The organism is Streptomyces zaehneri (assembly GCF_032248645.1).
Classification (GTDB): Bacteria; Actinomycetota; Actinomycetes; order Streptomycetales; family Streptomycetaceae; genus Streptomyces; species Streptomyces coriariae.
The window spans coordinates 340961-358873 of the sequence record NZ_JASTTJ010000003.1; the positions used below are offsets into that span (position 1 = coordinate 340961).

A 17913-nucleotide genomic window follows, 5' to 3' on the forward strand; every position below is an offset into this window, starting at 1 on the left:
CGACCGGCCCGCCGCTCAGGGGAGTTCGAACCCCAGCGCCCTCGCGGCCAGATCCGCCGTCGGCTGCGTCCAGCGTTCGAGCACGGCCTGGTTGGCCGAGAGCGAGCGCGGTTCGGCCCGGTCGAGGTAGAGCAGACCGTCGAGGTGGTCCGTCTCGTGCTGGACGATACGGGCGGGCCAGCCGGCGAACACCTCGTCCAGCGGCCGGCCGTGCTCGTCCGCACCCGTGAGCCGCACCTCGGCGTGCCGGGCCACCACCGCCTGGTAGCCCGGCACGCTCAGACAGCCCTCGAAGAAGGCGGCGCGGGCGGAACGGACCGGCTCGTACTCGGGGTTCACCAGCACGCGGAACGGCTGGGGCACCCGGCCGCGGGCCAGCCGCACCTCCTCCGGCACCGGCGCCGGGTCCTCGATGACGGCGATCCGCAGTTCCACACCGACCTGCGGGGCGGCGAGGCCGACACCCGGCGCCGCGTGCATGGTCACACGCAGGGCCTCGACGAACCGGGTGAGCAGCGCGGGGTCGAGCTGGCCCTCGTAGCGCGTGGTGCCCGTCCGCAGGACCGGGTCTCCGGCCGTGACGATGGGCAACGGGCCGCCGGGGTCGAGGAGTTCCTCGATCCGTTCGGCAAGGGGCGCGCGGGGACTGGGAGATGCCATCGGGCCAGCATGCCACGGCCGCCTGACGTGTGACGCGCGTCACTCGAAGTGGCGGGAACTCGGGGCGGTCCGCCGCCGACTACTGGTGCGTCACGGCTGAAAAGCGTCCCCCCGGGCCGCTGACCCCGACCCACTCCTCCTGCCCCCGGAGAAGCGCCACCATGTCCACCGCTCCCCCGACCTCCCCCACTCCCGGCTCCGCTCGAGCCGGGGGATCGGACGAGGCCCCGCAAGCAGCGGCCCCCGCGCCGAAGTCCCGCGGTCCGTGGGCCCCGCTGCGCCCGCTGATATTGCGTCTGCACTTCTACGCCGGCGTGTTCGTGGCGCCGTTCCTGCTGGTCGCCGCCACCACCGGGTTCCTGTACGCCGGCGCGTTCCAGGCCGAGAAGCTCGTGTACTCCCACGAGTTGACCGTGCCGGTCGGTGACACGAAGCTGCCGGTCTCCGAACAGGTTGACGCCGCCCGCGAGGCCCACCCCGAGGGCACGGTCTCGGCCGTCCGACCCTCGCCGGAGGACGACGCCACGACCCGGGTGATGCTCTCCGGCGTCGAGGGCGTCGGCGCCACCCACACCCTCGCCGTGTTCGTCGACCCGTACACGGGCAAGGTACGCGGTGCCCTGGAGCAGTACGGCTCCACCGGCGCGCTGCCGCTGCGCACCTGGATCGACGAGTTCCACCGCGATCTGCACCTCGGCGAGAACGGCCGCCTCTACAGCGAACTCGCCGCCAGCTGGCTGTGGGTGATCGCGGGCGGCGGTCTGGTGCTCTGGTTCTCCCGGCGGCGCGCCCTGCGCAAGGTCCGCGGCACCGCCGGACGGCGCCGCACGCTGGGTCTGCACGGCACCGTCGGCGTGTGGGCCGCCGCCGGCTTCATCTTCCTGTCCGCGACCGGACTGACCTGGTCCACCTACGCGGGCGCCAACATCGACGTCCTGCGCACCTCGCTCGGCCAGGCCACCCCGTCGGTCTCGGCGGCCGCGAGCGGCGGCGACCACGCCGGTCACGACACGGCCTCCGGTGCGGGCGGGGACGCCGATCACGGGGTCGGCCTCGACAGGGTCCTGGCCGCGGCGCGGGCCGAGGGGCTGGGCGACCCGGTCGAGATCGTCCCGCCCGCGGACGCGTCGTCCGCGTTCGTGGTCAAGCAGGTGCAGCGCAGCTGGCCCGAGAAGCAGGACGCGGTGGCGGTCGACCCGGCCACCGGCGAGGTCACCGACGTGCTGCGGTTCGACGACCACCCCCTGCTCGCCAAGCTGACCCGCTGGGGCATCGACCTGCACACCGGCGTCCTGTTCGGTCTGGTCAACCAGCTCGCGCTGATGCTTCTCGCCGGCTCCCTGGTCCTGTTGATCGTCTGGGGCTACCGCATGTGGTGGCAGCGCGGCCGCGGGTCCGCGTTCGGCCGGCCCGTCCCGCGCGGGGCCTGGGCGCAGGTCCCGCCGTACGTCCTCGTCCCGCTGATGGCGACGGTCGCCGTGCTCGCCTACTTCGTGCCGCTCCTCGGCATCCCGCTCGCCGGCTTCCTGGTCGTGGACGTCGTCCTCGGTGAGATCGCGCACCGGCGGGGGCGGCGGACCGCTGTCTGAGCGGGTCCGCGCACGGCGGCGGCCCGGCGGTGGAAAGCCACCGCCGGGCCGCTCGCTGTCGCGGGCTCAGGCCTCGGGGAAGTCCCCGGCCAGCGCCGAGGCGAGCCGCAGGTGCGGCCCCGCCTCGGCGTGCCGCCCCTGTCGCTCCAGGGTCCGGCCCAGCATCAGCCGGGCATAGTGCTCCACCGGGTCCCGCTCGACGATCAGCCGCAACTCGGTCTCGGCGCGAAGCAGTTGGGCCGAGTGGTAGTAGGAGCGGGCCAGCAGCAGCCGCGGTCCGGTCTGCTCCGGCACCTCCTCGACCAGCCCGACCAGCACCTGCGCTGCGGCGGTGTACTCCTTCGCGGCGAAGAACAGCCGCGCCCGCTCCCACCGCTCGGCCGGCGTTCCGTGGGCGTAGTAGGCGGTGTTGTCGGTCGTCTCGTATGTGGTGTCCACTCGTGCCTCCTTCGAGGCCGACAACCGGTCATGATGGTTGAATATTCCACTACCCGGAGGGTGTGCGGGTGCGCTACCGGGACGCGCGGGTCAGCTCCGCCAGCTCCGCCTCGGCCCGCTCGGTGACACGGGCCAGGACGCGGCCGGCGGTCGCCAGGTCCTCCGGCGGGATCCCGGCATAGATCCGGGCCGAGATCTCGCCCGTCTCGGCGCCGACGACGGCGAACAGCTCACGCCCGGCGTCCGTGGGCCGGACCAGGGGGCCGTCGGCCGCCAGCAGCCCTGCGGCGAGCAGCCCGTCGACGGTGGCGTGTACGTCCGCCGCTTCGGACTTGAGCGCGCCGGTCACCTGCTCGACGAGCGCGCCGCGCTCCAGCGGTCCGTCGGCGGTGACGGCCGCCCGCAGGGTGATCTGCTGCTGGAAGGTGGCGCCGTGCCGTGCCAGGACGTGCTCCAGGACGGCGCGGCCCGCGTAGTGGGCCAGTCCTATGGTGCGGCCGCCGACGGGCGGTGCGGTGTCGGTCATCGTCACTCCTGCGTTCTCTCGTCGGTGAGGTCGAGCGGTACGTCGAGCAGAAGGGCCAGTTCGCCGGTGAACGCGCGTGTGCGCGGGCTCTTCAGGCCGCCGAGCGGTTCCAGCAGCTGTTCCAGCAGCCCCTGGACCACCTTGACGGCCCGCTGTGTCACGTCCTGGCCCCGCTCGGTCAGGGCGAGCTGTACGGCGCGCGGGTCGCGGGGATCCCGGGTGCGCTCGACGAGTCCGCCGGACTCCAGGGCGCGCGCCAGCTTGGAGACGTAGAGCGGCTCGAGGCCGGTGTGGTCGGCGAGCCGGCGCTGACTGGGCCGTTCGCCGCCGCGTTGCATCCCGTACAGCGAGGCGACCAGCGAGTACTGGGCGTGGGTCAGGCCGAGCGGGGCCACCGCCCGGTCCACCGCCACGCGCCACTTCGTCGACAGCCGCCACACCAGAAAACCGGGCGTAGCCCCTTCGGGACCCCTGCGCTCACTCATGGACGATAGAGTACATGGCTACTATGTCCATGGCTACTTAATCTCTGCCGTGGGTCGGGAGTGACGCGAGCGCCGGGAACCGGGTTTGCTGCGACTTGCGCCGAAGCAGGCTCAGGGGGATGCGTCCGGCTCGAACGAAGAGGCGAAGGTGTGCTGCGTGTTCCTCTCGGACCGCGAGTCGGGACACGCCGGCCGACGTCGGCCGCGCCACCCGCCGGCGCCGCGTCCTCGGACCGCCGCGACCGGCACGGCCGTGCACGTTCCGGCACCTGGACCGGGTTCGCCCACCCTCGTCGCCAGCAGCTCAGGAGAGGAACCCGTGGCCGTCGTACCGATGACCCAGATCGACATGTTCGCGACGTCGGATCAGCGCACCCGCTACGAGCAGTACCGGCACCTGCGCGAGCTGGGCGCCGTCGTCCGGCTGCGCGAACCGGACGTGTACGCGGTCACCCGCTACGACGAGGTGAAGGCCGCGCTGGCCGATCACGGCGCCTTCATCTCCGGCGAGGGCGTGGGATTCAACCCCGTCGTGAACCAGATGATGCGGGGCGTCACCCTCGTCAGCGACCCGCCGGAGCACGACGTGCTGCGCTCCGTCGTCGGGGCGGGTCTGCGTCCCCGCGCCTTGCGCGGTCGCGGTGAGGAGGTCGCCCGCAAGGCGCGGGACCTCGTCGACGAAGTCGTCGCCAGGGGAGAGATCGACGGCGTCGCGGAGCTGGCCCAGGCGATGCCGATGGCGGTCGTCCCCGACTTCCTCGGACTGCCCGAACGCAACCGCGAGCACCTCTACGAGTGGGGGCAGGTGGGCAACGACCTGCTCGGCCCGGTCACCGAACGCACCCCGCACAACCTGGAGATGACGCGGCGCCTGTTCGAGTTCGCCCACGAACTCGCGGCCGACAGGGAACTCGCGCCGGGAAGCCCCGGTGCCGCCATGCTCGAAGCGGCCGACCAGGGTGTCATTCCCCAGGAGAAGTGCCCGCTCCTCCTCGTGGACTTCATCGGACCGTCGCTGGAGACCACGGCCGCGGCGATCGGCCACCTCCTCGTCGTCTTCGCCGAGCGTCCCGACCAGTGGGCCGCGCTGCGCGCCGAGCCAGGGCTCGTGGCTTCGACGGTCAACGAGCTGCTCCGATACGAGAGTCCCCTGCGGGGCCTCACCCGCGTCGCGGCGCGCGACACGGAGCTCGGCGGGGTGCCGATCCCGCAGGGCGCGCGGGTGTGGGCCCTCTTCGCCTCCGCGAACCGTGACGAACGCAAGTGGGAGCGCGCGGACGAGTTCGACCTCCGCCGCAATCCGCTGGACCACCTCGGATTCGGATACGGAGCGCACAGCTGTGTCGGACAGGGCGCGGCCCGCCTCGAGATGAACACCCTGATCCACGCGCTGCTCGAGTCCGTCGAGCGCATCGAACTCACCGGCGATCCGGTGATCGCGGAGAACACGCTGCTCAACACCTACGCCGAGATCCCCGTCCGACTCGTCGCGGGGAAAGCGACCTGAGACCCATCGGCCCCGGAAGCTGGTGCGGCCGGGTGTGGGACGCGTGCAAGGCTGGGGCGAGGTGCACGCCTCAGGCGAGTACGTGCTGAACACCCCGGCCGCCGAGCCGCTGTCCGAGCAGGCCCGCCATCGTCCCCCGGCTGCCCCCACCGCGTGAGCACCGGGTGAGCACCGGGTGAGCGGAGACGGGAGCGGCCGTGACGGTGCTCCATCGCGGCATGCGGATCACCCCGGATCACCCCGGGTCACTCAGCAACACCCAGGATCACCCCGGGTCACTCAGCAACACACCGGATCACTCCGGATGGGCCACCGCGTCCTTCTGCAGTTGCACCGCCGCCAGCAGGCTCAGCTTCCGTTCCGCCTGGCGCAGCGCCTTCACCGCCGCGACCGAGGCGATGTCGCCCGTGAAGCCGACGGCGGCCAGCCGGGAGCGGACCCAGCGGGCACGCACCTGGGTTTCGGTGGCGGCGGCGGTGGACTCGACGAGTGCGGCGGCGCGTTCCAGGCCCGGACGCTCCTGCGGCGATGCCTCGGCCAGCGCCTGACGCAGCGCCGCCGCGACCAGGTCCGCGTCCCGGATGGCCAGCACGAAGTCGTTCTTCTTGCTCAGTCCCGTGATTCCTGTCATGGGCAGCAGCCTGACGGTCATGATCCCCGCGTGCCAAGCGACTTGAGGAGTCTCAGAGGCTCGGCCGTTCGCTGTCGCCCTGTGCGGTCAGCGCGAAGGCCAGCAGCGCCGTCGTGGTGAAGTCCAGTGCGGGCTCCACTGTCTGCCAGGCGCCCACGTCGTCGACGTACCGTGCGCCCTTCCCGTCGAAGTCGGTCCAGGCTCCGGTCGGCGGGGCGGCCGTGCACTTCCTCATGGTCGGGAAGCCGTTCAACTCCTCAATCCTTGCTGCGGCGTTGGGGCCGTTGACCACGGCGCCCCGCAGAATGGCGCCCTTTCCGTCACGGCTGCCGCGGAGGTTGGCGAGCTGGTGTTCCGGGCAGTGCGGGTAGACCTCACCCGCACCGATCACGAAGCTGGTTCCCCAGGCGTTGGCGCCGAGGGCCCAGCCTCGCTGCCGGCCGGCGAAGGCCGCGTAGCGGGTGTCCCCGGTGGCCCCGGCGTACAGGCGGGCGGTGGCCACCAGGCCGAAGGTGTGCGGTACGGCGTCGAAGTCGTCGTAGACGGCGCCGGCTCCGAACGGGTCGCGCCCGGCGCGGGCGACACCGTCCTCCAACTGCCGGCGCAGGTCCGCGTACAGCTCCTCGGCCCCGAGGCCGTTCGTCCGGGTGCCGTCCAGGACCGTGGCCAGATCGACGTGTGCCAGTGCGCTGACGTCCGCGACGTTGAGAGTGCCCTTGACGTCGGAGTCCAGATAGTCCCCGGCCCATCCGGCGGCGGCGTCGGCCCAGTCGCCCTCCCGGTCGTCTCCGAGTCTCCTTGCGGCCAGGGCCAGTTCGGCGCCGCCGAACTCCATGTCGTCCTGCCATGAGTCCTCGGGATAGAAGGCGCCCGGGAACGCGGTGACGAGCTGCTCGGCGGGTTCGTGGTCGGCGTCGGCCAGGTCGTACACGGCGGCCGCCTTGTCCAGCCAGTCCTGGGCCTCCTCCGGCTCCGTGTCGGCCGCGCGCTGTGCGGCGAGGGCGAAGACCGCGGCCACCCGTCCCGCCAGATTGGGGCTGATCGGCTCGCCCGGTGCGGCCGCCCGGAAGACCGGCCGGTGCTTGATCATGTAGTCGGGGTCACCGGGGGACACGTCGAGTCGGTCGTCGGCCTCCGGCAGCCGCCACACGTCGTGGTCCGTCAGTACGGCGTCGTTGCCGGCGCCGATGCCGACCTGCGCGTACAGGGTCTCGCTGTCCTCGTCCCACATCCTGTCGAGCCAGGCCAGCCCGTGCGAGGCCTCGGCGGACAGCTCCGCCATGCCCGGCAGGTCACGCTGGGCCAGCAGGAGTTCGGCGACCGAGTAGGAGGTGGTGCCGGTGAACTTGAGGAAGTCCCCCGCGTCGAACCAGCCGCCCGAGACGTCGACCCGGTCGCCGGTCGGGGTCAGCCGCTCGTCGAGCAGCTCGCTGCCCTCCTCGTCGTAGTCCGGGTCGGCGTAGACGGTCGCGTCCTCGTCGGCCAGATGCGAAGGGCCGCGCCGCAGGGCGCCGGGAAGCACGTCGGCCCCGTCGCGCTGTGCTTGCAGGAAGAGGACGTTGTCCCGGACGAGCGGGGTCATCAGCTCGTCGGCGTCGGCGACCCGGAAGGCAGGGGAGCGGCCGGCCGCGGTTCCGGTCAGGACGATGCGGTACGTGCCGGGGGTGTTCAGCCTGGAGAGGTCGACGGTACGCACCGACGTGTACCCGGCGTTCCAGCGGCCGGTGGAGGCACCGAGCCGCCCCGCCGTGACGACGTCGTTCTCGGCGTCGACGACCTTGAAGCGCGCTCCCGCGAGGGCCGCCGAGGGCCCCATGACGTAGGCCTGCTTCGCCTCGCCTCGTACATAGCCGACCTGGTCGACCCGGATGGCCACCTCGGTCGAGGCAGGCCCGTTGCCGTCGCCGAGGGGCAGGCCGTGCAGGGTCGCGGCGAGGAGCAGGGCGCCGAGTCCCGCGGCGGTGCCGACCAACAGCCGGGGCCTGGGCGCAGTGTTCATGCGCCCCTCTCGAGATCCGCGACGGCCACGCTCCGCGCGGGGGCCGCCGTGAACCCCGCGCCACGCCGCTGAGCAGCGACGACCGTCCCCGGCCCGGGTTCGTCCTCCAAGACCGATACGCGCATGGCTCGGAGCTTAGACGGTGTGGGCGGCGGGTCCCGCGCCGGTCCGGTCTCGCCCCGTCCTCCCTGGCGTGTGCCATCGCTTCGACGCCGTCGGCCGCGCCGATCGGGGTCACCGTCCGGACGTCGTCGGTGACGTAGCCGCGCGCCCGGTCGCCCTCGAACTTCCGCTCGTCCAGAGCCCGGAAGAATCGGCTGACGAGCACGCTGATCTCGGTGTGATCCGTCTGTGTGGTCATGGCCGGAGCGTCGGCCGTCAACCGCACTTGAGGTCAAGACCGGAGCACGTCGGCCTCAGGGGTTCAGGGCCTGCTCGGTGGTGGGGTGACAGGAGAGGAGGGCGTCGACGCCGACCAGTCGCAGGACCTGCAGGACGGGCTCCTGCGCGGCGGCGATGCGCAGCCAGCCGTGCGCGCCGCTCACCTGCCGGTGGGCGGCGAGGAAGACGTTGATGCCGCTGGAGTCCATGAAGGTCACGCCGCTGAGGTCTGCCACGATCCGCTGCGGCGGCACCGCTCCGTCCGTGGAGAGCAGGGCTTCGCCGAGGACGTCCTTGACGTCGTGGTCGATCTCGCCCTGCAGGGTCACTACACGGACGCCGTCGACCACGCGCTGTTCGACGGACAGGCTCTTCGGCCGGTCCGCTTTCTCGATGTCGGTCACCGTCTCCTCGACTGCGTTTAGGCTGACCCCGGGTGAGGGCGTGCGCGGAAGATTCTGCCCCACCATCGCGGTGGCATGCATCCGGGCGGCTGTGCCGAGCGGCATCCCGTGGCATGCATGACGCGATCGCGGGTACCGGCGCACGTGACCGGGGGAGTGAGGGCGAGGACACGTGGATTCCCACGCCGGAGGTGACGGCCGTACCGGGCTGGACGGCCATCTGATGCGCGCCGGATACTCCCTGGGAGCGGACGACGCCAGCATCGCGGACGCCCGCCACCATGCCGTCGACTTCCTCGACCAGGCCCATGACCACCATCGCCTGCCCGATCCCGCCCGCGCGCGAGACCTCACCCAGCTGGTGGTGAGCGAACTGGTCACCAATGCACGCAAGTACGCCCCCGGCCCCGTTCTGATGGAACTGCGCCTCACGGCCCACGCGGTGGAAGTCGTCGTGTGGGACAGCGACCCGACCGTGCCCGCAGCCCGGACGAGCGATCCCGGCCGGATCGGCCAGCACGGCCTGGAGATCGTCAAGGCCGTGACGGAAGACCTCTTCGTCGAGCAGGAACCGGTCGGCAAACGCATCACCGCCCGCATCGCCCTCGCCGGCACACCCCACAACGGCGCCACGCGCACCTGAGCTTCGCCCCGTACGCCGACGCCCGATTCTCCGACCTGCGCGACGCCCGTTCCGTAGGCGAACACCACCGGGCCTCTCGGCCTGGACCCCGCGCCGACTACAGGGTCAAGCTCCGGTGGACTCGTCCGTCACCGCGTGACCGCGTGACCGCGTCACCGCGTCACCGCGTCACCGCGTCGCCCGTCGTCACGCGGGGTAGGGGGTGGCCTCGCGTGCCGTGCGCAACGCGCCTGCCCACCAGGCCAGTTGGTCGCCACGGCATCCTCCGGCTCAACCACCCCTGCGGATGCGAACTCAGGCTGCGCCGCGAGACGCTCGAACTCCCCTCGGACGCACAACAACTCGTCGTCCACCTCCCCGCGGACGACAAGACGGTCCAGGCCGTCGATCAACTCCGCGCACGGCCCCGCGGCCTGCTGCGGGCCATCTCGTAACCTCCTCCGCCGGAGGGCCGCGAGTACATCGCAACCTCGGTGACACCGGCCGCCCACGGCGCGGCCGTCCTGGTGGCAGCCGGTGCCGAGTCCCCCGGATCCGCCACATGCACCACCGTCGGCAGGTCGTGACCCCCCTATTTCTGGGGGATTCACGCGCCTCCCCCCGGCAGGCCATTGTCCAGAGTGTGCGCCGGACTTCGGGGCACGCTCCGCACGGCAGCACATTGCCGGCAGTGATCAGGGGGAAACGATGAGGAGAACCATCCTGCGGCGCCGTGGCGCCGTCGTGGCAGTACTGAGCGCCGGTGCGCTGGCCCTGGCGACCGGGAGCGCGTCCGCCGCGGCCGCGTTGATCCCCATCACCTCGGGCGGGGTGGGCGTCTACAGGACGACACACATACGCGACGGCAAGGTGGGCGTCCCGGACCTGGGCTTCGGGGACGCGATCATCGCCGACTGCTGGGGCCGTGGTGACAACATCAACAACCGGGGGAACGTCTGGTACCACACGCTGACGGAGCGCTACACCGCCAGCACCGGACAGGAGTTGTACGTCACGGGGTGGACGTACGGGGCGTACGTGGACGGCAACGCCGCATTCCACAGCGGGGCCATTCCGGAGTGCTGACGGGATGAGCCGAGCCGCCCGGTCCTGGGTCGCCCCAGGGCCGGGCGACAGCCCTCAGGCAATGGCGGGAATCGAACCTTCCAATTCCGTTTCCTCCGGAAGAGGGCGGATACGCGCCACCGACCGCTCCCTGTCGGCCAACGTCCCGAATACGCGTACCGGGAAAGGCGTGCCGATCCAGACTCCCTCCATGAATCCGGACCTGGAACTGATCGCGCGCACCCTGCCCCGTGCGGCCGCGGAGGCCACCACCGTTCCCGAACTGGGCATGGTGATTTCACGGCAGATCGCGCGACTCGTGCCGCACGACGGATACATGCTGAGGGGAGTCGACCCGCTCACGGGCGCCGCGTGTTTCCTGGCGAAAGAACACGGTTACGGAGCCGCGTTCTACCATGCGCTGGAAACCGAGGAAATCCTCGGCGACGACCGGCACACGGTGACGAGCCTGGTCAGAAGTACGTGTCCCGTCGCAGTCCTCGAATCCGACGCACGGGACAGACGGCACAGCGTCCAGCACGAAGAGATCATGAACGCGGCCGAAGTCGGCAGCGAAATGCGGGTCGCGCTGACCCTCAAGGGGATGGCGTGGGGCGTACTGGTGCTGCTGAGGGGGAGGGGCAGCACGCCCTTCTCGCCGACCGACGCCGTGAACGCCGGGCGGCTGGCCGGACCCTTGGCGGGCACGCTGAGACAGTACGTCGCCGGCCGGTTCCTGCGTCCCGTCCGTAGCGCACCCGCGCCGGGCGTCTTGGTGATCGACAGCGGCGACACGATAAGAGCCGTGACCGGAACGGGCCGTGAATGGGTGCGCAGGCTCGTGCCGGAGAACGCGACGGCCGACGAGAACGAGCTGTTCGCGTACGTCTGGAATATCGTCCTCGCGGCACGGCAGCCGGGCCGTCAGGCACTGAGCCGTATCCCCGGACCTGACGGGTGGATCGTCTTGCAGGCCCAACCGCTCGACGAATCAGAACCCGGCGGTGTGGCGGTGACGATCCAAGCCGCCTCCTCCGACGTGCTGTTGCCCGCCGCGGCCGTCCTGTACGGGATCACCCCGAGGGAGCAGGCGGTTGTCAGGCGAGCTCTCGACGGGCTGGCCGTCAAACAGATCGCCCGCAGCCTGCACCTTTCCCTGCACACCGTCAACGATCACTTCAAGGCCGTCTACCGAAAGACCGGAGTCAACAGCCGCGAGGAACTCGTCTCCAGCCTTTCGAGATGACCCCGGAGGACCCCGGATGACGCCGGAGGACCCCGAAAAGGACTTCCGGGGAGACCCCTGTGGGGGCGTCCGGCGGGGCGGGCGGTCCTCCCGGGTCAGCGCACCCTTCCGCGCGGCTTCAGCGGCGTGGGCGGCAGCTCCGGTGCGCGCAGCGGATCCCCGTCGTAGCCCTTCACCTCGCCGAAGCGGGTGCCCGTCGTCCAGTCCTCGCGGGCCTGGGCGATCTCCTCCTGAGTGCGGCCGACGAAGTTCCACCACATGACGAGCTCCTCCTCGAACGGCTCGCCGCCGAGGAGCATCAGGCCCGCGTCGGACTCGGCCCGCAGCGACAGCTCGGTGCGGCCACAGCCGAGGTAGAGCATCGAGCCAGGCAGCACGGGCACCCCGTCCACGTGTGCCTCGCCGGACATCGACAGCACGCCGTACTCGAAGTCGGGGTCCAGCGGCAGCCGGACGTCGGCGCCCCGGGCGAGTGCCAGGTCGGCGCCGACGAGGGGGGTGTACGTGGTGCCGGGGGAGGCGGCGCCGTCGAGGGCGCCGAGGAGCACGGTGGCGCTGAGGCCGGGGGCGGTGACCGTGGGCAGGTCGGCGTGGTGCTCGAAGCGGGGGTCGGTGTGCCGGTGGGCGTCCGGCAGCGCGACCCACAGCTGGGCGCCGTGCAGGTAGCGGGCGTGCGACCGCGGGCTCTCCTCGGAGTGGCTGATCGCCCGCCCCGAGGTCATCAGTCCGAGTTCCCTGGGGCGGATGGTCTGGAGGCTGCCGGTCGAGTCGCGGTGCAGCACCTCGCCCTCGTGCAGCCAGCTGACGGTCTGCAGCCCCGTGTGCGGATGCGGCGGGACCTGCATGCCGGGCTCGTCGGCGATGTCGTCGGGGCCGTAGTGGTCGACGAACGCCCAGGCGCCGATCATGCGCCTGCCGAGGTTCGGCAGCAGCCGGCGCACCTCGGTCGACCCGCCGAGCTTCACCTGCCGGGGGCTCAGCAGTTCGCGGACGGGTTCGGCTACGACGAATCCACGGCCGCCGCACAGACTCGGTACGGGCGCGCGGTCAAGGTTGCTCATGCGGTCAACCTAGCGGTCGGGCGCGGCGGGGTGCAGAACGGGCGGCGCAGGCCGGGGCGTGGCCCCCGGCGGCGGCTTCAGTCGGCCAGGGCCTCGGCGAGTTCCGTGGTGGCCCGCACGAGGTCGGTGTCCCGCTCGGCGAGCAGTTGACGCAGGACGTCGCGCTGGGCGTGGACGGCGTGCCGGGCCGCGCGTTCCCATGCCACGTAGTTGTCGCGGTGGTGCAGCAGCTTGGGGTAGGCGGCGGCGGTGGTCTCCCACTGCCGGGTGTCGGCGATGCTCTTCAGCAGGCCCAGGATCTCCGCGCGGCAGGTGACCTGGGGGAGCCGGACGAGTTCCCAGAGGAAGGGCACCGTGGCCGCTGTCGCCTCGTCGACGACGAAGCCGAACTGGCAGATCCGGCGGCGTAGTTGGCCGAGGGCCAGGCCGGCGCTGTCGGCGTCGCCGCGGGCGAGCGTCGTGAGCAGGAGGGGGATGCCCGCCGCGGATCCGGTGGAGTCCTTGATCTCGGGCCACGGCACGTGTCCCAGGTCCTTGAGCGGTGCGGGTCTCTTCGTCGCAGTCATGTCAGATGTCAAGTGTCGGGTAGGGGCCGGGACGGGAGTGGGTCGGCAGCATCGCCCAGACGGTCTTGCCCACGGGAGGGCGCCGGGTCCAGCCCCAGTGTTCGGAGAGGGCCTCGACGATGTGCAGTCCGCGGCCGTGTTCCAGGAGGGCGTCCGCGGTGCGCGAGTGGACGGGCAGGCTGTCGCTCGGATCGGTGACCGCGCACACCAGGTGCGCGCGGCGCAGGGTGAGCCGGAGCCGTACGTGGAACTCGTCCGTCGAGGTGTGCGGGAGCGCGTGCAGGACGGCGTTGGCCGCCAGTTCCGTGACGACCGAGACCGCGTCGTCGGTGCAGCGCTCCAGGGACCAGCAGTCGAGTGTGCGCTGGGTGAACTCCCGTGCCTGGGCGAATCCCTCCCGGCTGCCCGTGAGGTGCAGGGCGGCGGTTCTGGGGGAATCGCGGACGGAGACGGACTCGTGGCTCCGGAACTGCGCAGGTGATGACACGGGGCATCTCCCTGAGGCGGCGTCAGGACATCAAGTTGGAAGTGCGGTTGACGGCATGGCTATTATCCACGCTGACGAGGTCCTCGTGCAATTTCACGAGAAATTGCGCGTACGAAGCGAGGAGAGTGCAGTGTCGTCAGTGTCGAACGGAGTACGGGCGAGTTCGCTGGGCGTCCGCTGGATCAAGAGCAGTCACAGCAACGCCGAGGGCAACTGTGTGGAGGTCGCGGCCCTGGCCGGGGGAGGCGTCGCGCTGCGCAACTCCCGTGACCCCGACGGTCCGGCGCTGGTGTACACACCGGCCGAGGTGGCCGCGTTCGTGGCCGGGGCGAAGGACGGGGAGTTCGACCACCTGGTCTGACGCCTGGGCCGGCAGTTGGCTCGGCACCTGGTCCGAGGGGGCTGTGTGGAAGCTCAATTCCCCTGCCGCGTGCGGTCGGAGGCCTTCGGATGCGATACTGCGGTCTGTCGTCTGCCGGTCCACGGGGAGTCAGGATGTCTGTCGAGTCGCCTCGAGTGTCCCGCCTCGAACCGTATCTGAACCGGGCCGAGCCCGCCCCGACCTTGCTGAAATTGCTGGTCGGCGTCCAGTTGGCGGGTATCCGGGAGGACGCGGGACTCTCCCAGGACCAGGCCGCGCGGGCCGTCGGGTTCAGTGCGGCGAAGCTGTCGCGCATCGAGGCGGGCAAGGGCCGCAGGCCGCCCGTCGAGGCGGACGTCCGTGCGCTGCTGTCGCTGTACGAGACCGACGACCACGAGGCGTCCGTACTGCTCCGGTTGCTGCGGCAGGCGGGCGAGCCCGGCTGGTGGCAGCGCTACGACAAGCGGCTCATGCCCGAGTGGTTCGACCGGCTCGTAGGCCTCCAGGAGGCGGCCACCGCGATCCGTACCTTCGAGATCCAGTACGTCCCGGGCCTGTTGCAGACCCCCGCGTACGCACGTGCCGTCGTCGAGCGTGGACTTCCTTCGGCGACCTCCCGGGAGGTCGAGCGCCGGGTGGAACTGCGGACGCGGCGCACCGAACTGCTGCGGAGACCGGACGCCCCGCGGGTGTGGGCGGTCCTCGACGAGTCGGTGCTGCTGCGGGTGCTGGGCGGCCGGGACGTGATGCGCGAGCAGCTCACCCACCTCGTGGAGCTGGCCCGGCTGCCCCATGTCACGGTCCAGGTCGTCCCGTTGGACGTCACGCATGCCTCCGCGCCGGCCATACCGGTCACCTATCTGCGCTTCGGCGGCGTCGATCTGCCCGACGTCGTCTATCTGGAGCAGATCAGGAGCGCGACGTTCCTGGAGGACCGGGACGAGACGGAGGAGTACCGGGTCGCGCTGGACCGGCTCGCTGACGAGGCCCTCGATCCACGTGCCTCGATGGCGCTGCTGAAGGACACGGCGCAGCGGCGGTATGCCGCCGCTCCGTGAGGTGAGGCGGCTCAGCCCAGGCGGCCCACTCCGCCGAACTCGATCCACTCCTGCGTGAGTTGGCGGGGCGCGACCTCGGTGTCGGGCCGCCAGGTGGAGACCTCCACCAGTCCCGGGTCGAGGATCTGCGTGCCCTCGAAGAACGCGGCGACGTCCTTCTCCTGACGCACCCGGCCCCAGTGGCCCTGCGTGGCCTGGTCCATGAAGTCGGTGACGAACGCCCTGACCTCCGGGTCCTCGCTGACCAGCTGGCACATCACCAGGAAACTGCCGGGCGCGAGGCGTTCGGCCACCCGGCGGACCACCGCCTGCGGACCGTCGGTGTCACTGTCGGGGATGCAGTGGAAGACCGAGTTGAACAGCACGGCCACCGGCTGCGAGAAGTCGATCAGCCGCAGCGTGTCCTCGTGCGTGAAGATCGCCTCGGTCTCCCGCAGGTCGGCGTGGATGACGGTGGTCCGCTCGTCCTGCTCCAGCAGGGCCCGGCCGTGCACGAGCACCATGGGGTCGTTGTCGACGTAGACGACGTGCGCGGTCGGGTCGACGCGCTGGGCGACCTGGTGCACGTTGTCCTGGGTGGGCAGGCCGGAGCCGTGGTCCAGGAACTGCCGGATCCCGAACTCCTGCGTCAGGGTCCTCACGACCCGTTGGAGGAAGCGCCGGTTGTTCAGCGCGAGGGCGCGGGTGCTCGGGACGACCTTGTCGAGTTCCTCGCAGGCCGCCCGGTCGGCCGCGTAGTTGTCCTTGCCGCCCAGGTAGTGGTCGTACATGCGTGCGGCGGTGGGGACGGCCGCATCGATCGACGTGGACAGCTGCTTGCCAGGCTGCATCTCTTCCCCCAGAACGCCGCCGCACCACGGACTGGCGCGGTCGACAACACATCCTAGGGAAACGGCAATTGGCGAACCACCCCCTTGATCGACGGTTCCCCTGAAGGGGCCGAGGCGCACGGTCCATTCTGGACTGTTGGTCCAGAGTCTGGACGTGTGGTCTAATTTCTCTCATGGAACCCCGGGAGACCGAGCAGGACGTGGTCCTGCGTGCGCTCACCCCCGTCGTCGACGGGATCGCGGCCACGTTCGGGCCGGTGTGCGAGGTGGTGCTGCACGACTACCGGCGGCCGGAGCGCTCCGTCGTCGCCGTCGCCGGATCGGTGACGGGGCGGACGGTCGGCGGGGCGATGAGCGAGATCGGCATGCGGGTCCTCGCCCGCGGCGACGACGCCGTCGACGAGCTGAACTACGTCACCCGCACCGGCGCCGGACGGCTGGTGAAGTCGTCCACGATGGTGCTGCGCGATTCCACGGGAGCGGTCTTCGGCGCGCTGTGCGTCAACGTGGACGTCACCGAGGTGGACCGGGTGCAGGGTCTGCTGGCGGCGCTCGCGGGGGCGGCGGGCGGCCGGGCCGAGGCGCCCGTGACCACGTTCGGCGACGACATCGACTCCGTCGTCGACGCCCTCCTCGACGACCGGCTGCGGCGCCAGGGGCAGACCTGGGCCGGCCTCGACCGGTCGCGGCGCCTGACCCTGTTCCGCAGCCTGGACGAACGCGGCGTGTTCGCCGTGCGCCGCGCGATCGAGCAGGTCGCCGCCCGCCTGGGCATCTCCCGCGCCTCCGCCTACAGCTATCTCTCCCAGGCCAGAGCGACGAACGAGACCGGAGCCGACGGTCCCCCGGGCACCGGCAGCGCAGGCACCGACGACAACCCCGAGGGAGCACACCCGTGACGACCACACCCCCGACGATCACCCTCGACGACGTGCGCGACGCAGCCGTCCGGCTCAAGGGCGTCGCGCACCGTACGCCCGTGCTCCGCTCCCGCACCCTGGACGCGCTGGTCGGCGCCGAGGTCCTGCTGAAGTGCGAGAACTTCCAGCGCGTCGGCGCGTTCAAGTTCCGCGGCGCCTACAACGCGGCCTCCCGGCTCGCCCCCGAGCAGCTCGCCCGGGGCATCGCCGCGTACTCCTCCGGCAACCATGCCCAGGCCGTCGCCCTGGCCGCGCGAGAGCTCGGCACCACCGCGGTGATCGTCATGCCCGAGGACGCGCCCCGCTCCAAGCGGGCCGCGACGCAGGGCTACGGCGCGGAGATCGTGACCTACGACCGCTACACCGGCGACCGGGTGGCCATCGCCGAGGCGCTGGCCGCCGACCGGGGCCTGGCACTGATCCCGCCCTACGAGCATCCGCACGTCATGGCGGGTCAGGGCACCGCCGCGCTGGAACTCCTCGAGGAGGCGGGCGAGCTGGACGCCCTGCTGGTGCCGGTCGGGGGCGGCGGGCTGATCGCGGGCAGCGCGACCGCGGTCAAGGGGCTGCGGCCGGGCACCCGGATCGTCGGTGTGGAGCCGGAGGCCGGGGACGACACCAAACGGTCGCTGGAGGCGGGCCGACGGGTCGAGATCCCGGTGCCGCGCACCATCGCCGACGGCCAGGCCCTGCACACGCCGGGGGAGCTGACGTTCTCGGTGAACCGGCGGCTCGTGGACGAGATCGCGCTGGTCAGCGACGACGAGATCCGCGCGGCCATGCGGTTCGCCTTCGAACGCCTGAAGATCGTCGTGGAGCCGAGCGGGGCCACCCCGCTCGCCGCCCTCCTCGCCGGGCGGGCCGGAGTCCCGCCCCGGCGCGTCGGCGTGATCGTCTCCGGCGGCAACATCGACACCGGCCGCTTCGCCGAGCTGTGCGGCGGCCTCTGAGGGGTCGGGGCCGTTACCACCGATTGGCGGCCTCCGCGCGACGGGCGGAGGATGGAGGGGTGGGGCTCGGCCCCCGACCGGCGACGTCCAGAGCCGCCGGGGAGACCGGCCCCGGCCGCGGTGAGGC

General features: G+C 71.6%; 22 protein-coding genes. 11 read left to right on the forward strand and 11 right to left on the reverse strand.

All coding sequences use genetic code 11. From position 1 onward, the window contains the following. Positions 1–15 precede the first annotated feature (15 nt). The gene (locus tag QQM72_RS07200) at positions 16–660 is read right to left on the reverse strand and encodes a peptide deformylase (RefSeq protein WP_314219935.1); all 645 of its coding nucleotides are present in this window, start codon (positions 658–660) and stop codon (positions 16–18) included. Positions 661–821: 161 nt separating this feature from the next. On the opposite strand from QQM72_RS07200, the gene QQM72_RS07205 reads away from it, so the two are divergent. Continuing rightward, complete coding sequence (locus QQM72_RS07205; protein ID WP_314219936.1) at positions 822–2249, forward strand: PepSY-associated TM helix domain-containing protein; 1428 nt, start codon at positions 822–824, stop codon at positions 2247–2249. Between the two features lie 66 nt (positions 2250–2315). On the opposite strand, the gene QQM72_RS07210 is transcribed toward QQM72_RS07205, so the two are convergent. The 3 genes from QQM72_RS07210 to QQM72_RS07220 form a co-directional block, all read right to left on the reverse strand. Continuing rightward, a complete protein-coding gene (locus tag QQM72_RS07210; protein ID WP_314219937.1) occupies positions 2316–2687 on the reverse strand; it encodes a tetratricopeptide repeat protein in 372 nt (123 codons plus the stop codon). Positions 2688–2760: 73 nt separating this feature from the next. Then, the gene (locus QQM72_RS07215; protein ID WP_314219938.1) at positions 2761–3213 is read right to left on the reverse strand and encodes a MarR family transcriptional regulator; all 453 of its coding nucleotides are present in this window, start codon (positions 3211–3213) and stop codon (positions 2761–2763) included. Positions 3214–3215: 2 nt separating this feature from the next. Next, positions 3216–3698 carry a MarR family winged helix-turn-helix transcriptional regulator gene (locus QQM72_RS07220; protein WP_314219939.1) on the reverse strand — a complete coding sequence of 161 codons (483 nt, stop codon included), beginning with the start codon at positions 3696–3698 and terminating at the stop codon, positions 3216–3218. 319 nt (positions 3699–4017) lie between these two features. On the opposite strand from QQM72_RS07220, the gene QQM72_RS07225 reads away from it, so the two are divergent. Continuing rightward, complete coding sequence (locus QQM72_RS07225) at positions 4018–5205, forward strand: cytochrome P450 (RefSeq protein WP_314219940.1); 1188 nt, start codon at positions 4018–4020, stop codon at positions 5203–5205. A gap of 34 nt (positions 5206–5239) precedes the next feature. Next, the gene (locus tag QQM72_RS07230; protein WP_314219941.1) at positions 5240–5362 is read left to right on the forward strand and encodes a hypothetical protein; all 123 of its coding nucleotides are present in this window, start codon (positions 5240–5242) and stop codon (positions 5360–5362) included. A 138-nt stretch (positions 5363–5500) separates the two neighbouring features. On the opposite strand, the gene QQM72_RS07235 is transcribed toward QQM72_RS07230, so the two are convergent. From QQM72_RS07235 to QQM72_RS07245, 3 genes are all read right to left on the reverse strand, one after another. Then, positions 5501–5836, reverse strand: coding sequence for a hypothetical protein (locus tag QQM72_RS07235; RefSeq protein ID WP_314219942.1), 336 nt, complete (start codon positions 5834–5836; stop codon positions 5501–5503). 52 nt (positions 5837–5888) lie between these two features. Further along, positions 5889–7835, reverse strand: coding sequence for a glycoside hydrolase family 9 protein (locus tag QQM72_RS07240; RefSeq protein WP_314219943.1), 1947 nt, complete (start codon positions 7833–7835; stop codon positions 5889–5891). A 416-nt stretch (positions 7836–8251) separates the two neighbouring features. Then, positions 8252–8620, reverse strand: coding sequence for an STAS domain-containing protein (locus tag QQM72_RS07245; protein ID WP_314219944.1), 369 nt, complete (start codon positions 8618–8620; stop codon positions 8252–8254). 172 nt (positions 8621–8792) lie between these two features. On the opposite strand from QQM72_RS07245, the gene QQM72_RS07250 reads away from it, so the two are divergent. From QQM72_RS07250 to QQM72_RS07265, 4 genes are all read left to right on the forward strand, one after another. Next, positions 8793–9263 (forward strand): ATP-binding protein, encoded by a 471-nt coding sequence (locus tag QQM72_RS07250; protein WP_314219945.1) that lies wholly within the window; start codon positions 8793–8795, stop codon positions 9261–9263. A gap of 212 nt (positions 9264–9475) precedes the next feature. Beyond that, positions 9476–9697 (forward strand): hypothetical protein, encoded by a 222-nt coding sequence (locus tag QQM72_RS07255; protein WP_399076271.1) that lies wholly within the window; start codon positions 9476–9478, stop codon positions 9695–9697. A gap of 253 nt (positions 9698–9950) precedes the next feature. Next, positions 9951–10328: a hypothetical protein gene (locus tag QQM72_RS07260; RefSeq protein ID WP_314219946.1), complete on the forward strand. Its 378-nt coding sequence runs from the start codon at positions 9951–9953 to the stop codon at positions 10326–10328. Between the two features lie 190 nt (positions 10329–10518). Beyond that, the gene (locus QQM72_RS07265; RefSeq protein WP_314219947.1) at positions 10519–11553 is read left to right on the forward strand and encodes a helix-turn-helix transcriptional regulator; all 1035 of its coding nucleotides are present in this window, start codon (positions 10519–10521) and stop codon (positions 11551–11553) included. A gap of 95 nt (positions 11554–11648) precedes the next feature. On the opposite strand, the gene QQM72_RS07270 is transcribed toward QQM72_RS07265, so the two are convergent. The 3 genes from QQM72_RS07270 to QQM72_RS07280 all read right to left on the reverse strand — a co-directional run bounded on the left by QQM72_RS07270 (position 11649) and on the right by QQM72_RS07280 (position 13667). Continuing rightward, positions 11649–12614 carry a pirin family protein gene (locus QQM72_RS07270; protein WP_314219948.1) on the reverse strand — a complete coding sequence of 322 codons (966 nt, stop codon included), beginning with the start codon at positions 12612–12614 and terminating at the stop codon, positions 11649–11651. A gap of 77 nt (positions 12615–12691) precedes the next feature. Continuing rightward, positions 12692–13180: a hypothetical protein gene (locus tag QQM72_RS07275; protein WP_314219949.1), complete on the reverse strand. Its 489-nt coding sequence runs from the start codon at positions 13178–13180 to the stop codon at positions 12692–12694. A 1-nt stretch (position 13181) separates the two neighbouring features. Further along, positions 13182–13667, reverse strand: a complete 486-nt coding sequence (locus tag QQM72_RS07280; protein ID WP_314219950.1) for an ATP-binding protein — start codon at positions 13665–13667, stop codon at positions 13182–13184. 139 nt (positions 13668–13806) lie between these two features. Here QQM72_RS07280 and QQM72_RS07285 point away from each other — a divergent pair, with 139 nt between their 5' ends. Both QQM72_RS07285 and QQM72_RS07290 read left to right on the forward strand, forming a co-directional pair. Further along, the gene (locus QQM72_RS07285; RefSeq protein WP_399076419.1) at positions 13807–14028 is read left to right on the forward strand and encodes a DUF397 domain-containing protein; all 222 of its coding nucleotides are present in this window, start codon (positions 13807–13809) and stop codon (positions 14026–14028) included. 134 nt (positions 14029–14162) lie between these two features. Beyond that, positions 14163–15086, forward strand: coding sequence for a helix-turn-helix domain-containing protein (locus QQM72_RS07290; protein ID WP_314219952.1), 924 nt, complete (start codon positions 14163–14165; stop codon positions 15084–15086). Positions 15087–15097: 11 nt separating this feature from the next. Here the strand turns inward: QQM72_RS07290 and QQM72_RS07295 are convergent, their stop codons facing one another. After that, complete coding sequence (locus QQM72_RS07295) at positions 15098–15916, reverse strand: SAM-dependent methyltransferase (RefSeq protein WP_314219953.1); 819 nt, start codon at positions 15914–15916, stop codon at positions 15098–15100. A gap of 173 nt (positions 15917–16089) precedes the next feature. On the opposite strand from QQM72_RS07295, the gene QQM72_RS07300 reads away from it, so the two are divergent. Together QQM72_RS07300 and QQM72_RS07305 are read left to right on the forward strand one after the other, a co-directional pair. Beyond that, positions 16090–16815, forward strand: coding sequence for a helix-turn-helix transcriptional regulator (locus tag QQM72_RS07300; RefSeq protein ID WP_314219954.1), 726 nt, complete (start codon positions 16090–16092; stop codon positions 16813–16815). Beyond that, positions 16812–17786: a threo-3-hydroxy-L-aspartate ammonia-lyase gene (locus QQM72_RS07305; protein WP_314219955.1), complete on the forward strand. Its 975-nt coding sequence runs from the start codon at positions 16812–16814 to the stop codon at positions 17784–17786. Before QQM72_RS07300 ends, QQM72_RS07305 begins: the two co-directional genes overlap by 4 nt. Positions 17787–17913 lie beyond the last annotated feature (127 nt).